This is a genomic window from Halpernia sp., from assembly GCF_048269545.1.
Lineage (GTDB): Bacteria > Bacteroidota > Bacteroidia > Flavobacteriales > Weeksellaceae > Halpernia.
The window spans coordinates 602632-618166 of the sequence record NZ_JBLXIJ010000001.1; the positions used below are offsets into that span (position 1 = coordinate 602632).

The 15535-nt window shown below is 30.5% G+C and carries 14 protein-coding genes; 10 read left to right on the forward strand and 4 right to left on the reverse strand.

Annotated features, from left to right (window positions below):
• Positions 1–51: 51 nt before the first annotated feature.
• The gene (gene lon / locus ACN0WB_RS02760; protein ID WP_417428593.1) at positions 52–2451 is read right to left on the reverse strand and encodes an endopeptidase La; all 2400 of its coding nucleotides are present in this window, start codon (positions 2449–2451) and stop codon (positions 52–54) included.
• 295 nt (positions 2452–2746) lie between these two features.
• On the opposite strand from lon, the gene ACN0WB_RS02765 reads away from it, so the two are divergent.
• From ACN0WB_RS02765 to serS, 10 genes are all read left to right on the forward strand, one after another.
• Complete coding sequence (locus tag ACN0WB_RS02765; RefSeq protein WP_417428595.1) at positions 2747–4900, forward strand: peptidylprolyl isomerase; 2154 nt, start codon at positions 2747–2749, stop codon at positions 4898–4900.
• Positions 4901–5019: 119 nt separating this feature from the next.
• Entirely contained in the window at positions 5020–5970 is a 951-nt protein-coding gene (locus ACN0WB_RS02770; protein WP_417428597.1) for an MlaD family protein, read from the forward strand.
• A 15-nt stretch (positions 5971–5985) separates the two neighbouring features.
• The gene (locus ACN0WB_RS02775; protein ID WP_417428599.1) at positions 5986–7314 is read left to right on the forward strand and encodes a 4Fe-4S dicluster domain-containing protein; all 1329 of its coding nucleotides are present in this window, start codon (positions 5986–5988) and stop codon (positions 7312–7314) included.
• A gap of 29 nt (positions 7315–7343) precedes the next feature.
• Complete coding sequence (locus tag ACN0WB_RS02780) at positions 7344–8129, forward strand: (Fe-S)-binding protein (RefSeq protein ID WP_417428601.1); 786 nt, start codon at positions 7344–7346, stop codon at positions 8127–8129.
• Positions 8129–8305 (forward strand): hypothetical protein, encoded by a 177-nt coding sequence (locus ACN0WB_RS02785; protein WP_417428603.1) that lies wholly within the window; start codon positions 8129–8131, stop codon positions 8303–8305. Before ACN0WB_RS02780 ends, ACN0WB_RS02785 begins: the two co-directional genes overlap by 1 nt.
• Positions 8295–8783, forward strand: coding sequence for a hypothetical protein (locus ACN0WB_RS02790; RefSeq protein WP_417428605.1), 489 nt, complete (start codon positions 8295–8297; stop codon positions 8781–8783). Before ACN0WB_RS02785 ends, ACN0WB_RS02790 begins: the two co-directional genes overlap by 11 nt.
• Entirely contained in the window at positions 8780–9634 is an 855-nt protein-coding gene (locus ACN0WB_RS02795) for a class I SAM-dependent methyltransferase (protein WP_417428607.1), read from the forward strand. Before ACN0WB_RS02790 ends, ACN0WB_RS02795 begins: the two co-directional genes overlap by 4 nt.
• A gap of 7 nt (positions 9635–9641) precedes the next feature.
• A complete protein-coding gene (locus ACN0WB_RS02800) occupies positions 9642–10865 on the forward strand; it encodes an oligosaccharide flippase family protein (protein WP_417428609.1) in 1224 nt (407 codons plus the stop codon).
• Between the two features lie 79 nt (positions 10866–10944).
• On the forward strand, positions 10945–11451 hold the full coding sequence (locus ACN0WB_RS02805; RefSeq protein ID WP_417428611.1) for a hypothetical protein: 507 nt from the start codon (positions 10945–10947) through the stop codon (positions 11449–11451).
• A 54-nt stretch (positions 11452–11505) separates the two neighbouring features.
• Entirely contained in the window at positions 11506–12774 is a 1269-nt protein-coding gene (gene serS, locus ACN0WB_RS02810) for a serine--tRNA ligase (protein WP_417428613.1), read from the forward strand.
• Between the two features lie 70 nt (positions 12775–12844).
• Here serS and ACN0WB_RS02815 read toward each other — a convergent pair whose 3' ends face one another.
• From ACN0WB_RS02815 to ccoG, 3 genes are read right to left on the reverse strand one after another with little or no spacing between them, the layout of a single operon-like run.
• Entirely contained in the window at positions 12845–13582 is a 738-nt protein-coding gene (locus ACN0WB_RS02815; protein WP_417428615.1) for a sulfite exporter TauE/SafE family protein, read from the reverse strand.
• Complete coding sequence (locus ACN0WB_RS02820; RefSeq protein ID WP_417428617.1) at positions 13573–14028, reverse strand: FixH family protein; 456 nt, start codon at positions 14026–14028, stop codon at positions 13573–13575. Before ACN0WB_RS02820 ends, ACN0WB_RS02815 begins: the two co-directional genes overlap by 10 nt.
• 5 nt (positions 14029–14033) lie before the next feature.
• Positions 14034–15491: a cytochrome c oxidase accessory protein CcoG gene (gene ccoG / locus ACN0WB_RS02825; protein ID WP_417428619.1), complete on the reverse strand. Its 1458-nt coding sequence runs from the start codon at positions 15489–15491 to the stop codon at positions 14034–14036.
• Between the last annotated feature and the right edge of the window lie 44 nt (positions 15492–15535).

Consider the following 15535-nt stretch of genomic DNA (forward strand, 5'->3'; position numbering starts at 1 on the left):
AATCCATCGTAATTTTTTTTACAATGGATTTTTTTTAATATTTAATAAAAATTATTTTTCTAAAGCAAGATCAATTACTTCGCTCATTCTTTCTATATAATTTATTTTCAAGTTTTTAAGATAATCTTTTTTAATTTCTTCTACATCTTTTCTGTTTGCCTCACAAAGAATTACCTCTTTTATTCCGGCGCGATTTGCGGCTAAAAGTTTTTCTTTAATTCCACCAACTGGTAAAACTTTTCCTCTTAATGTAATTTCTCCCGTCATTGCGAGATGAGATTTTATTTTTTTATTTTTAAAACTAGACACAATCGAAGTCAACATCGCAATTCCTGCAGAAGGGCCATCTTTTGGTGTTGCACCTTCTGGAACGTGAACGTGAATATTATTTTTCTGTAAATCTTCTGCTGAAATTCCCAGTTCATCATGCTTTGCTTTTATATATTCTAACGCAATTGTCGCAGATTCTTTCATTACATTTCCAAGATTTCCCGTCATAGTGAGATTTCCTTTTCCTTCGCTTAAAATACTTTCGATAAATAAAATATCTCCACCTACACTTGTCCAAGCTAATCCAGTAACAACTCCCGGAACATTGGTGATTTCGGATAAATTTTTTGGACGTGGAATGCCGAGAATTTCATCAATTTTTTCTTTAGAAATAATTGGATTATACTCTTTTTCCATCGCAGTTTGCAAAGCAACCCATCTGCAAATGGCAGCTAATTTTTTTTCTAAACTTCTCACGCCACTTTCAGAAGTATGTGCATCAATAACGTGTTTTAATTCTGAGTTTCCTAGTTTTAAAGATTTTAAATTTAAACCGTTTTCTTCTATTTGTTTTTTAATTAAATGGCGTTTTGCAATTTCAATTTTTTCTTCTAAAGTGTAACCTGCAATTTCAATAATTTCCATTCTATCCAAAAGCGGTGTTTGTATTGTTGAAAGCGAATTCGCAGTTGCAATGAACATCACTTTAGATAAATCATATCCCATTTCTAAGAAATTATCGTAGAAATTATTATTTTGTTCAGGATCTAATACCTCTAATAAAGCAGAACTTGGATCTCCATGTGCACCGTTCGCAATTTTATCAATTTCATCTAAAACAATAACTGGATTTGAATTTCCAGCTTTTTTAATGGATTGTAAAATTCTTCCCGCCATTGCTCCGATGTAAGTTTTCCTGTGACCACGGATTTCACTTTCATCATGCAAACCGCCCAAAGAAAGACGAATGTATTTTCTTCCAAGAGCGTCTGCAATTGATTTTCCAAGTGAAGTTTTTCCAACTCCGGGAGGACCAACTAAACATAAAATTGGGGATTTCATATTGTTTTTTAATTTCAAAACCGCCATGTGTTCTAAAATTCGTTTCTTAATATCTTCTAAACCAAAGTGCGCTTTGTCTAAAACTTTCTCCGCTTTTACAATATTGAAAACATCTTTTGTATAATTTTCCCAAGGTAAATCAGTGAAAAAATCTAAATAATTTCGCTGAACATTATAATCCGGTGAATTTGGATTTTGACGTTGAAGACGGTTTATTTCTTTTTGAAAATGAGCTTCAACTTCCTCGTTCCATTTTGTGTTTTTTGTTTTTAACAAAAGTTCTTCCACATCAGATTCCGGACCACCGCCAAGTTCTTCTTGGATGGTTTTGATTTGTTGATTTAAAAAATATTCTTTTTGTTGCTTGTCTAAATCTCTGCTGGTTTTTTGATGAATGGCATTTTTTAATTCCAGTTTTCTGAAATCTTCGTGCATTAATTCATAGCATTTATTGGCGCGCAACATCAAACTTTTTTCTTCAAGCAAAGTTTGTTTTAAATTGGAAGTAAAATTAGCGTTTGTGCAAATGAAGTTTAGTAAATCTTCATTATCATTCATATTTCTGAGTGCAAAACTCGCTGCATTTGGAATGTTTGCATCTAGCTCAATTATCTTTAAGGCTAAATCTTTAATATTATCAATTAGAGCTTCAAATTCTTCTTTATTTTTGGAAGTGGTATCTTTTAATTTCGTTATTTCGGCTTTAAAAAATGGTTTATTTGCAGTGTAATTTTTTATTTTAAATCTTCCCACTCCACGTGTAATTGCTGTAATATTGCCTTCTGGAAGTTTTATTATTTTTATAATTTTTGCAATGGTTCCCACTGAGAAAAGATCTTTCTCTAACGGATTTTCAATATCACTATTTCTTTGACTAATAATTCCAATCAATTCATTATTTTCTTGCGCACTTTCAATCAAATTTTTTGAAATCTGTCTTCCTGCAGTAATTGGAATAATTACTTTTGGAAACATTACCATATTTCTTACCGGTAAAATGGGAAATATCTTTTGGTTTTTATCCGTTGGTTGAATGTTTTTTTCATCAATTTCTTCGGTTACAATACTGAAACCATCTTCTAAAATATCAGTGAAGTCTAAATCTTCAAATTCTTTCATAATATATTGAATGACATAATGTCATTTTTAAAATTAAATTAAATGCTTAATTATAAAGCTTGTTTCTGTACAAAGCTTTTCTAAGTGTCCAAGATATTTTGCCAATTCTTATGCCATTAAAAAAATAACTAAAAATTTGGTCAAAATTTCCAGTTTTATAATTTATAGTTCCAGCTCTGGATAATTAATGTAAGAAAAATTGGAAAAAAAATCTATCAAATATAAATTAAAAGTTTTCTAATATTTTAAAAATGTGTATTTTCGCGGATTGATTATCATTAAATAATATATAAAAATGGCAGTTTTAGGAGAGATTAGAAATAGACCTTGGCTTTTGATGGGTGCAATTGCAATCGCGCTTTTAGCGTTTTTAGTAAACCCAGATAGTTTAGATAAAGTTTTTGGGAAAAATCCGGATGTTTTAGGGAAAGTGAATGGAGATGCCATTACAAGGGAAGAATATAATGATCAACTTTTTATTTTGCAAAATAATGCGAAACAGCAAGGACAATCTGACAAAGGTTTAGAAGAGCAAGCGTGGCAAATGATGGTACAATCTAAACTTATAAAACAACAATTTGATAAAATGGGACTTCGTCTTACAGATGATATGTTTTGGAATCAATTACAATTTGATCCATTGTTTGCAAAAAATAAAGATAATTTTGATGAAAAGGGAAATTTTAAAACCCAAGAAATTAAAAAACAAATTTCAGATTTGGAAACAAGTGGAAATGTAGAAGCGCTTGCCAATTGGAAAAAAATGAGAAAATCCATAGAATATAAGATAATGGCTCGTCAGCTTTTTGCCAATATTTCTAATGGAATTACCACCAGTAAAAAGGAAGCTGGTCAAATGATTAAAATGCGTGATGAAAATGCTTTGATTGATTACGTAAAAGTAGATTACAGTTCTTACATGAAAAAAAATCCAATCAAAGTTACCACTGAAGATTTAGCGGCTTATATAAAAAAACATCCCATAATGTTTAAAACCGATGCTTCTAGAAATTTAGGTGTTGTTTATTTTCCAGCAGCGCCAAGCGCCGAAGATGACGCTGCAACTTTGAAGGATATCACAAAACTTTATAGCGGTGGAACAGATGCAAGTAACGGAACAGAAAATTTTCAGAATACGAAAAACGATTCTATGTTTATCTCTCTAAATTCTGATTTACCTTATAATGCTCAATATTTTTCGCAAAACCAATTGCCTTTAGGAATTAAAGATAAAGTAGCAACGGCAAGTATTGGTCAAACTTTTGGACCGTACAAAGAACAATCTTTATATGTTGTTTCTAAAATTTTAGATAAAAAACCTTCAGATTCTACACTTTCAAGACATATTTTAATTTCTTACAAAGGAAATCAAGCCGGTGCAAATGAAACTAGAAGTAAAGAAGCTGCGAAAAAATTAGCAGATTCTATTGGAGCAATTGTGAAAGCAAATCCAGCAAAATTCACAGAATTTTTAAAATATTCTGCAGATCCAAATTCTGCTGCACAAGGTGGAAGCGTTGGTTGGACAACTCCTGCAACACCATTTGTACCAACTTATTTATCATTTTTAGCAAACAATGGAAAAGGAGCAACCGGAGTTGTTGAATCACCGTACGGATATCATATTATCAATATTGTTGATAAAAAATCTGGTGCGATGACTTACAAATTAGCAAATTTAGTGAAAGAGATAAAGGCTTCTGATAAAACCGAAAATAAAGTTTATGCAGATGCTACCAAATTTATACAACAAGTGCAAGGAAAATCCTTTAATGATTTTGCTAATATTGCAAGGAAAAATAATTTCAATTTTTCTAACCCCAAAACGGTGAAAAGATTTGATGGAAAACTTCAAGGCGTGGGAACAGATAAAGATGATGATGTAATTGCATGGGCTTTTGATAAAAAAACTAAAAAAGGTGATACAGATATTTTCACTGTAGACGGAACAGGCGATAAAATTGTAGTGTATGTAAATGGATTGCAAGAAGCGGGAACTGCAGACCCAGAATCGGTAAGAGATCAAATAGAACCAATTGTAATGAACGAATTACTTGGGAAAAAGATTGCAGAGAAAATAAATTCTACGAAACCAACCTCATTAGATCAAGTTGCTAAATTGTTTGGTACCACGAAAGCAAATGCTTCTGTAAATGTTTTAAATCCATTAATTGGAGGAGCAATGGAACCAAAAGTTGCAGGCGCTGCATTTGGTGTTGCAAATAATAAAATTTCTAATCCAGTTCAAGGAATGACGGGAGTTTATGTAGTTCAAAGAAAATCTATTTCTACAAATAAACAACCTGGAGATGAAAAACAAATTATACAAGCAATTACTCAACAAAATACTCAACAATTTGGGCAATCTTTGTTGAAAAGCTTAGAAGATAATGCGGATATTAAAGATTATAGAATTGAAGTATTTGGGAAAGTTCCAGATCAACAATAATCTTTCAAAATAGAATCTAAAAAACGGCAATTTTGCCGTTTTTTTTATACTTTTCAGTCAGCCAAATTATAAAACATTTTATAGAAAATATACTATATTTGTTAATTCAAAAAAAATAAATGAAATTTTCTAAAGAACTTAAAGCTGGATTAATCGCATTATTAGCAATAGTGGGTTTCGTGGTACTTTTTCAATTCATGAAAGGTAAAAACCTTTTTACAACAGATGATGTTTATTATGTGAAGTATGATAATGTTGAAGGCTTATCAGTTTCTAATCCCGTTTCTATTAACGGTTTAAAAGTAGGACAAGTAGATGATATTGTACCCATTATGTTACCAAATGGCAAAATTTATTTTGTGGTAAAATTAAGTATTGATGATGGTTTTAAATTTTCTAAAAAATCGCTGGTAGAGATTTTTGAACCCGGATTAATGTCTGGAAAACAATTACGTATTAATTTGGCTTATGGCGATCCTCTCGCAAAAGACGGAGATACATTATCAGGAAATATTAAACTTTCTATGTTAAATAATATTTCTTCACAAGTTGGTCCTGTAAAAGATCAGCTCCAAAGTGTTTTGAAGCAAATAGATTCTGTGGCGGCAAATACTAATCAAATATTAGATAAACAAAATAGAGAAGAAATAAAGGCTTTGTTAAATAATTTAAACAGAACCGTTTTGTCTTTTGAAAGCACAGCTAAACAAACGAATGCTTTATTAGCAGACAATAATCCAAAAATCGGTAAAGTCTTAGACAATGCAAACTTAGCAACAATTAGCGCTAAAAATACTATTGATAAATACGGTAAAATTGCAGACAATGTAGATGTTGCGAAACTTAATAATACCATTGATAAACTAAGTACTACAGCAGATAAATTAAATGGTGTGATTGCAGGAATCCAAAGTGGAAAAGGTTCTTTGGGTAAATTAATGCAAGATGAACAACTTTATAATAACCTTACAAAAACGTCATCAAACTTAAATAGTTTAATAGAAGATGTAAAAGCCAATCCAAAGCGTTACATCAATTTTTCTGTTTTTGGGAAAAACACTAAAGATTAAAAACCATTTAGGAGTATGGAATATTTTTCTAGAATTATTTTTTTTATAATTATTGTTGCAGGTTTTGGACTTTTTGCTAAAAGTTTGCGTGAAATTTATCGCAATATAAAATTAGGAAAAGCTATTGACCGAAGTGATAATCCTGCGGAAAGATGGCGTATAATGACGAAAGTAGCACTCGGACAAACTAAAATGGTAAAAAGACCAATTGCTGGAATTTTACACATTTTTGTTTACGTGGGTTTTGTAATTATAAACCTTGAACTTTTAGAAATATTAATTGATGGTTTATTCGGAACACATCGTTTCTTAGCTGGTATTTTAGGACAAAATTTTTATGCCTTGTTCACGGCAACTTTAGAAATTTTAGCAGTTTTAGTAATTATTGCAGTCGTTTTATTTTTTATTCGAAGAAATTTTTATGGAATTAAAAGATTTCAAATGAAAGAACTTTTCGGTTGGCCCAAAGATGACGCTAATTGGATATTAGTTATCGAATTTGCTTTGATGATTGCATTTCTCACTATGAATACTTCAGATTGGGTTTTACAGCAAAAAGGCGCTTTACCGCTTTATGGAAGTTTCCCTTTTAGTTCAAGCGTTTTAGCGCCCTTTCTACAAAATTTTGGCATAAATACTTTAGAATTATTAGAAAAATTTGCTTGGTGGTTTCATATTATAGGTATTTTGTTTTTCATGAATTATTTATATTATTCTAAACACTTACATATTATTTTGGCTTTTCCAAATACTTGGTTTTCTAAGTTGAAACCAAAAGGTGAATTGGATAATTTAGATTCTGTAACCAGAGAAATAAAATTAATGATGGATCCAAATGCAGATCCATATGCAGCTGCACCAGAAATAGATCCGAATGTAGCTCCAGAAAAATTTGGCGCAAATGATATTTTTGATCTAAATCAAGTACAACTATTAAACGCATACACTTGCACAGAATGCGGAAGATGTACTTCCGTTTGCCCAGCAAATTTAACTGGCAAAAAATTATCACCACGTAAGATCATGATGGACACGCGAGACAGAATTGAAGAAGTTGGAAAAAACATTAATAAAAACGGAAAATTTATTGATGATGGTAAAAAATTAATTAAGGATCATATTTTGCCAGAAGAAATTTGGGCGTGTACAACTTGTAATGCTTGTGTAGAAGCTTGTCCGGTTTTAATAGATCCACTTTCAATTATAGTAGAATTACGCCGCTTTTTAGTTATGGAACAATCTGCAGCTCCAAACGAATTAAATTTAATGATGGCGAATGTGGAAAATAATGCAGCTCCGTGGCAATTCAATCAAGCAGATCGATTGAACTGGGCAAAAGAATAGACGGAGAAATTTTAAAATTTAATTAAAAAATGGATTTCACAATAAAAACAATGGCAGAATATGCCGCGGAAGGAAAAACGCCGGAAGTTCTCTTTTTTGTAGGATGTATGGGGAGTTTTGATGATAGAGCAAAAAAAATTACCAAAGCTTTTTGTAAAATTCTACATAAAATCGGGATAGAATTTGCCGTTTTAGGACAAGAAGAAAGTTGTAACGGAGATCCGGCAAAAAGAGCGGGAAATGAATTTGTTTTCCAAATGATGGCGCTCACAAATATTGAAATAATGAACAGTTATGGCGTAAAAAAAATCGTTACAACTTGCCCACATTGTTTTAATATTATCAAAAATGAATATCCAGAATTGGGCGGAAATTACGAAGTTTTGCATCATACACAATTTTTAAGAAAATTGATGGATGAAGGAAAACTCAAAATAGAAGGCGGAAGTTTTAAAGGTAAAAGAATTACTTTTCATGATCCGTGTTATTTAGGTCGCGGAAATGGAGAATATGAAGCGCCTAGAGTTTTGCTTCAAAAATTAGATGCAGAATTAGTAGAAATGAAACGTTGCAAAAGTAATGGACTTTGTTGTGGAGCAGGAGGAGCACAAATGTTTAAAGAACCAGAACCAGGCGATAAAGATATTAATGTAGAAAGAACTGAGGAAGCTTTAGCAGAAAATCCTAAAATTATTGCAACCGGTTGCCCTTTTTGCAATACTATGATTACAGATGGAGTAAAACATTTTAATAAAAATACAGAAGTAGAAGTAAAAGACATTGCTGAACTTTTGGCAGAAGCAGAAGATTTATGATGAAAAAAAACATACCCTATTTTTTAATGATTGCAGGTGTAATATTATTTATACTTAATCTTTGGGCTGTAAATTTTGAAACTTCAAAAGTTAATTATTTCAGTACTGCGGCAAGTGTTCTTATTGTCATTTTAGGCTTTGTAGAATTAAAAAAGAAAAATAAAAATGAAAATTGAAGAATCTACTATCGTAGAAACCAGTGATTATCGGGTAATTGTTTATCCAGCTTCAAGAGCATTTACACCAAAAGAAAGCAAAGTAATTACTGAAAAACTATATGATTTTTTGCCAACTTGGGCAGCTCATGGAAAACAACTTTCGTCTTCATTTAAAATTGAAAAAAATCAATTTATCATTATTTGCGTAGATGAAGAAAAAGAAGCTGCTTCTGGTTGTTCCATTGATTCTTTAAGCGGAATTATGAGAGAACTTGATGCACAATTTCAACTCGGTTTTTTTGATAGAATGAAAGCAAGTTTTGTAGAAAATGGCGAAGTAAAAACATTGAAATTACAAGAATTTCGAGATGGTTTAAAAAATAAAGAAATATCAGAAAACATAGAAGTTTTTGATTTTTCTAAAGATTCTTATGTGAGTTTTCTTAGCGATTTTCTTTTACCACTAAAAAGAAGTTGGGCACAAATTTATGTATGAAAGAATTTATTTTACCGATATTAAAAAATCCAAATAATAACAACGCACTTTTATTAAAAGTTGAAGAGAATTATTTAATTGATTCTGAATTTGAAATATTCTCTATAGAAAAAGATGTTCCAGTTTTATTACCTAGAACTGTTTCGCATTACCAAGAACATTATGAAAAGGACTCTTTAACGTTTGATTATTTTGACGATTTTGATTCTGTTTATGTAGCTGAAAATAAAAGATTACACCAAAATATTTTACATTTTTTGCCTCACAACGGAATTACTTTAGATGTAGGTTGTGGAAATGCGTGGCTTGCAAAAGCTATAAGTTTTGGTAAATCAAAAGTAATTTCTATGGATATCTCTCACAGAAATCCAAAAATTGCAATGAAAACTGTATTAAATGACAATCACCAAGCAATTGTAGCAGACGCAATTAATTTGCCTTTTTTTGATAACTCAATAGATTACATAGTTGCTTCAGAAATAATTGAGCATGTGGAAGATCCGAAACTATTTATTCATAAATTATTAGAAGTTTTAAAACCCAAAGGAATTTTAATTATTACGACGCCGTATAATGAGAAAATATTAAAATCACTTTGTATTCACTGCAATAAATTAACGCCACACGACGCTCATTTGCATTCATTTAATAGAAAGAAAATATTAAGTTTATTACCCGCTGATTTAGAGAAAGTTGAGACTAAAATTTTCAATAATAAATTTCTTATCAAAACAAAATTAATTTTATTATTAGATTTCTTGCCTTTTCCTATTTGGAATTTTATAGATCAAATTTGTAATTCGTTATTTCCAAAACACGCAAAACGGCTATTAATTAAAATTACAAAATAGCAGTGAGATGAAAGATTTTCTGCAAAATTTCATTAAAAGTAAAGGAATTTGGGTTGGAATATCTATGTTTATTTCGAGGCTGTGCACATTTTTAGTTACAGTTTTTGTGGCAAGAACGCTTTCTGTTTCAGAATTTGGTTTAGCAACTTCTGCACTTAATTTTCTGAGTTTCTTTATAGTTTTAGCGGGAATTGGAAGTGTAAATGGAATATTAAAATATGGTGTAATTTTAAATGAAAAGGATAAAGAAACATTATTTAAATACACACTTTCTTATGGAATTCTTGCAAATATTTTAGTAAGTTTTTTAATAATAATTCTGAGTTTTATTTTTTTCTATAATGATATTTCGGTGGCAAAATTAGCTTCCTTACTTGCGTTGAGATTTTTTGGAAACTATTTTATAGATCAAAAAATGGCAGAAAGTAGGGCTCATTTTCAAAATGAGAAATTTGCTAAAATTGTTATTTCAACATCTATATTTGCTTTTTTTCTAAGCGTGGTTTTAACTTATTTTTATCATTTTACAGGCTACATCATTTCACTTTGTGTTGCACCATACATTATATTATTCTTTTTTAAATGGGAAATATCTTTCAAAAGAATTAACTTCAAACAATTTACGGAAAAAGAATTTTGGAAATTTTCTTATGTCACAGCAATTTCTGCACAAATTTCCACTTGGGTTTTAATTTTAGATATTTTTTTTATAGGAATTTTATTGGGAAATGATGCTGTTGCAGAATATAGAATAAGTTGTCTTATACCATCAAATCTAATAATTATTGGGACAATTATTTTACAAACTGAATATCCAAAACTTTGTGAGAAATGGGAAGATAAAAAATATCAGTTTAATTTTATTTTTAACTATTTTAAAATTATCGGTCTATTTTCATTTTTCATTTTAGTATTTGGATTTCTTTATAGTAGTGAAATTTTGCACCTTTTTGGAAATCAATATAATAATATTTTAATTTTTAAAGTAAGTTTAGTGAGTACCATTATTATGTTGCTTTTTCGAGTTCCATTTATTTATTTAATTTATGCACTTGGTAAAACGCAGTATAATTTAGTTTTAGCACTCATTTCTGTTTTTATTTTATGCGGATTCTACTTCGTAATTCCTTTATACGGAACAAATGGTGCAGCTTATTATTTCTTATTTTCATTCACTATTATTAGTTTTTTTTATATGGGAACTTATTTCTATTTAATAAAAAGAATATAAAACATAATTAACACTATTTTTGATTAGATAATTGATGACATACATTTTAATGTGTTAAAATAAAATTATCTTTGCACTAATGAAAAACACACTTTTTATTTTCCTGATTGTTTCCTTTTTTGTTGTTTCCTGCAGAGGAAATGATGAAGATGTGCAACAAATAGATCAGGTTATAAATTTGTATATTAAAGATGTATCGGGAAAAGATTTATTAAATAGCAAACTCGCAGGAACTTATAATAATGTTCAGTTTTTAGATCTAAATGGTACAAGAGATTTGGTTCCAATTAATTCTTTTTCACTAAAAAAAGATTCGGATACTGTTAATTTTTTAGATTATGATTCTGGTGCAGTGCGAGTTTTGATAGATTCTTTAAACCCAGAAAATAAAACCTATCATTCAGATTTTATTATTAGTTTAACTAAAAAAATAGACGCTACAAATTCAATTATAGATTTAGATACCATCAAAATAGAATATTCTTGGACACCGACTTTATTCCAAATTTCAAAACTTTATTATAATAAAACGTTGAAGTTTACTAAAGTTTCCGGACAACCGAATATTATTACAATTACAAAATAAATTTAAAAAGTAGATTTAATTTTTTTATTGAATCTAAAGAAAATATTATCATTTATGTTACAAGTCAGTTATTTAAAAGAAAATAAAGAAGCCGTTTTAGAAGGTTTAAAAAAACGAAATTTCAAGAGTTTAGATTTGGTTAATAAAGCCATTGATTTAGACCAAAAACGTAAAAATGTTCAAGTGAATTTAGATGAAAATCTTTCTGAAATGAATAAAATTTCAAAAGAAATTGGAATTTTAATGAAAAATGGAAAAAAAGATGAAGCAGAAAAAGCAAAGGCAAAAACAGCGGATTTTAAAGAAAAAATTACTGTTTTTCAGCAAGAATTAAAAGATACAGAACAGAGTTTATTAGAAGTTTTATATCAAATTCCAAATATTCCTTATCACAAAGTAAAAGCTGGAAGTTCTGAAACTGATAATGAAATTATTTTTCAATCTCAAGAAGTGGAAGCTTTAGGAGAAGGTGCAATTCCACATTGGGAATTGGCGAAACAATTTAATATTATCGATTTTGAATTGGGCGTAAAAATTGCCGGCGCAGGTTTTCCAGTTTATTTAGGAAAAGGAGCGAGATTGCAAAGAAGTTTAGTTCAATATTTTTTAGATAAAAATACGGAAGCTGGTTATTTGGAAGTCAATCCGCCACACGTTGTGAATGAAGCTTCTGGATATGGAACTGGACAATTGCCCGATAAAGAAGGACAAATGTATTTCATTAATGAAGATCAATTGTATTTAATTCCGACGGCGGAAGTTCCGGTTACAAATATTTACCGCGATGTTCTTTTAGAAGAGAAAGATTTACCGATAAAAATGACGGCTTTTTCCCAATGTTACAGAAGAGAAGCGGGAAGTTATGGCGCTCATGTTCGTGGTTTGAATCGCCTTCATCAGTTTGAAAAAGTAGAAATTGTACGAATAGAAAAACCGGAAAATTCTTATGAAGCTTTAGAAGGAATGGTGAAACACGTGCAAAGTATTTTGGAAGATTTAGAATTACCTTATAGAATTCTTCGTCTTTGCGGTGGTGATACAGGTTTTACTTCTGCAATGACTTATGATTTTGAAGTTTGGAGTGCGGCGCAAGAAAAATGGTTAGAAGTTTCTTCAGTTTCAAATTTTGAAACTTTCCAAGCTAATCGTTTAAAATGCCGTTTTAAAAGTGAAGGTAAAACACAATTGGTTCATACATTAAATGGTTCTGCGATGGCTTTGCCGAGAATTATGGCGGCTTTGTTGGAAAATAATCAGACCGAAAAAGGAATTAGAATTCCAGCGAAAATTGCGGCTTATACGAAGTTTAATTTTTTGGATTAGGAAAATCTAATTATTTAGTTTTTTAAAGACCACGGATTAATTTCTTTGGTTTTTTATTTTTATTTAATTTTTAATGACAAGAAGCGCCGCCCATTTTCATAGGAGAATTTGCATCATGAACTTGTAAAGAATTTGCTGGTGGAGAAATGTAAGGAATGCCTAATTCTAATCCTCGCAAAATAAAAAGTCCGCCTAAAATAATCATTAAAACGGGAATTACTTTTAAAACTTTTATTCTAAAAGCTGTTGTAACTAAATTCCCAACCAAAACAATGGCGAACATAAATGGTAAAGTTCCTAAACCGAAAAGTGCCATAAAACCTGCGCTTTGCAAAATTCCACCGGCGGCTAAACTTGCTGTTAAAGCCATATAAACCATTCCGCACGGAAGAAAACCGTTTAAAATTCCTGTTAGAAATCGGGATTTGTAGTCTGCTTTTTGTAATAATCTGCCCAAATTCATTTTTACTTTTAATAAAAATTTGGATAAAAAAGGAATTTTAGAAGCGAAATCTTTTCCACCAAAAGAAAAAACAGCCATTATAATTAAAAGAATTCCGACAATAATTGTGAGATAAGATTGAAATCCGGCTAATTGAAATCCTTGTCCAACAATTCCTAAAACTGCGCCGAGAAAAGAATAAGTGGTAATTCTACCAAATTGATAAGTAAGATTTTGTAAATAATAATTGGTTGCTTGTTTTTTGGTTAAACCCATAGAAAGTGCGATTGGACCACACATTCCGATGCAATGAAAACCAGAAGCAAAACCTAAAGTTAAAGCGGAAAATATTAAAGCTATTTCCATAAGACATCGTAATCTACTTGATAATGTTTTTTATCTGTAGTCCATTTTACTTTTAAAGTATAACTTCCTTCTGCTAAAATTTTTACAGGAATTGTAAATGAATGATTTGCGGAGATTACAACATCCTTTTTTACATCGAGATTAGCGTCGTTAGTTCTAAAAAGCACAAAATTTACTTTGCCGTCATTGGGTTTAATTTCCTCGGGAAATGTTACTGTAATTCCGTGGATATTTTGTTCGTAAGCTGGTTTTGCAATTAATAAATCTGCATTATGTTTTGCATCAATTACATCTTGATAAACGAGTTCATCTTCATAATAATTTTCTGAAATTACTTCTGCATTTTGCATTCCATTTGGGAAAATAAAAATCATAAATAATATGAAAAGGATAAAAGAACCCAAAGCCAAAACGATTCCGTGTCCCCAATTGAATTTTTTAAACATAATTTTTAAAACTGAAGTTTAAATGGACCTTCAAAATAAGTTTTGAAACTGTCTAAAAGTTTACCATCTTTATCATAAACACCGATGGTAATATTTTGTTTAGACGCTTTAATTTCACTTTCTGGAAAGCTAACATTTACGGAACCTTTAGTCATTTCATCTTTTTTTAGAAGAATTTTCCCCGTATTTCCGAAACTTAAATTTCCATGTTTTGGTTCAATAATTTTGATGGTAACAATTTGGTCTTTATTTGCTTTATTTAAAAAAGTATAATTATAAGTGTTGCTAATTAATCCATCACGAATGAAGAAACTAGAACCAGCTGGTTTTATAAATTTAGCTTCCATATCGCCTCTGCTGTAGAGTAAAAATCCTAAAAAACCGATTAATAAAAGCAATAAAACGGAGTAGGCTTTCATTTTACCAGAAAATTTGAAAGGTTTTTCTTCTTCTATTTCTTCTTCTGTAGCGTAACGAATTAATCCTAAAGGAAGTCCGACTTTCGCCATTACTTCATCACAAGCGTCGATACAAGCGGTACAATTAATACATTCTAATTGTTGTCCATCTCTAATATCAATTCCTGTGGGACAAACTACAACACATTGGTTACAATCAATACAATCGCCTTTTCCTTCGGCTTTTCTGTCTTCACCTTTTCTCCAAGTTGAACGGTTTTCACCTCTTTTGAAATCGTAATAAACATTAATGGTTTGTTTATCTATTAAAACGCCTTGTAATCTTCCGTAAGGACAAACCAAAGTACACACTTGCTCTCTAAACCAAGCAAAAACAAAATAAAATGCAGCAGTAAATAATATCATTACTAAAAAGCTGGTTGCATTTTCTAACGGACCTTCTTGCATAATGCGGAAAACTTCTTTGTAACCTACAATATACATGAACATTAGATGAGAAATGACCAAAGAAATTAGGATGTAAATTCCCCATTTCAAAGATCTTTTCATTATTTTTTCAGAATTCCAGGGCTGATTGTCAAGTCTAATTTGTTTATTTCTGTCTCCTTCGATAGCGTATTCTATTTTACGAAAAACCATTTCCATAAAAATAGTTTGGGGACAAATCCAACCGCAAAAAATTCTTCCAAAAACTACTGTAAATAAAATGATGAAAACCAATCCTGTAATAAGACCCAAAGCAAGAATGAAGAAATCTTGAACATAAAAGGGTTGTCCTAAAATGTAAAATTGGCTGTCTAAAACATTGAAAAGTAGAAATGGATTTCCATTAATTTTAATGAAAGGAATTACAAAAAATACTATTAATAGAAAGTAAGCTACAAGATTTCTATAATTGGTATATCTTCCGGAAGGTTTGCGTGGAAAAACCCACTTTCTCTTCCCAGATTGTTCCATTGTGCCCACTGAATCTCTAAAAGTTTCTGCTTCAACAACCTGTCCTTGTCCGCCTCTATAGCTATAGTTTTGTTCTGTATCTGCCATTTTTTTACCGAATAATTATTTTAAATAGAAAATTCGGTTTTAGT

What these genes read in the sequence shown, in the direction of transcription:
- lon (WP_417428593.1), bottom strand. Translation starts at nt 2,451, where the DNA reads ATGAAAGAATTTGAAGATTTAGACTTCACTGATATTTTAGAAGATGGT.
- ACN0WB_RS02765 (WP_417428595.1), top strand. Translation starts at nt 2,747, where the DNA reads ATGGCAGTTTTAGGAGAGATTAGAAATAGACCTTGGCTTTTGATGGGT.
- ACN0WB_RS02770 (WP_417428597.1), top strand. Translation starts at nt 5,020, where the DNA reads ATGAAATTTTCTAAAGAACTTAAAGCTGGATTAATCGCATTATTAGCA.
- ACN0WB_RS02775 (WP_417428599.1), top strand. Translation starts at nt 5,986, where the DNA reads ATGGAATATTTTTCTAGAATTATTTTTTTTATAATTATTGTTGCAGGT.
- ACN0WB_RS02780 (WP_417428601.1), top strand. Translation starts at nt 7,344, where the DNA reads ATGGATTTCACAATAAAAACAATGGCAGAATATGCCGCGGAAGGAAAA.
- ACN0WB_RS02785 (WP_417428603.1), top strand. Translation starts at nt 8,129, where the DNA reads ATGAAAAAAAACATACCCTATTTTTTAATGATTGCAGGTGTAATATTA.
- ACN0WB_RS02790 (WP_417428605.1), top strand. Translation starts at nt 8,295, where the DNA reads ATGAAAATTGAAGAATCTACTATCGTAGAAACCAGTGATTATCGGGTA.
- ACN0WB_RS02795 (WP_417428607.1), top strand. Translation starts at nt 8,780, where the DNA reads ATGAAAGAATTTATTTTACCGATATTAAAAAATCCAAATAATAACAAC.
- ACN0WB_RS02800 (WP_417428609.1), top strand. Translation starts at nt 9,642, where the DNA reads ATGAAAGATTTTCTGCAAAATTTCATTAAAAGTAAAGGAATTTGGGTT.
- ACN0WB_RS02805 (WP_417428611.1), top strand. Translation starts at nt 10,945, where the DNA reads ATGAAAAACACACTTTTTATTTTCCTGATTGTTTCCTTTTTTGTTGTT.
- serS (WP_417428613.1), top strand. Translation starts at nt 11,506, where the DNA reads ATGTTACAAGTCAGTTATTTAAAAGAAAATAAAGAAGCCGTTTTAGAA.
- ACN0WB_RS02815 (WP_417428615.1), bottom strand. Translation starts at nt 13,582, where the DNA reads ATGGAAATAGCTTTAATATTTTCCGCTTTAACTTTAGGTTTTGCTTCT.
- ACN0WB_RS02820 (WP_417428617.1), bottom strand. Translation starts at nt 14,028, where the DNA reads ATGTTTAAAAAATTCAATTGGGGACACGGAATCGTTTTGGCTTTGGGT.
- ccoG (WP_417428619.1), bottom strand. Translation starts at nt 15,491, where the DNA reads ATGGCAGATACAGAACAAAACTATAGCTATAGAGGCGGACAAGGACAG.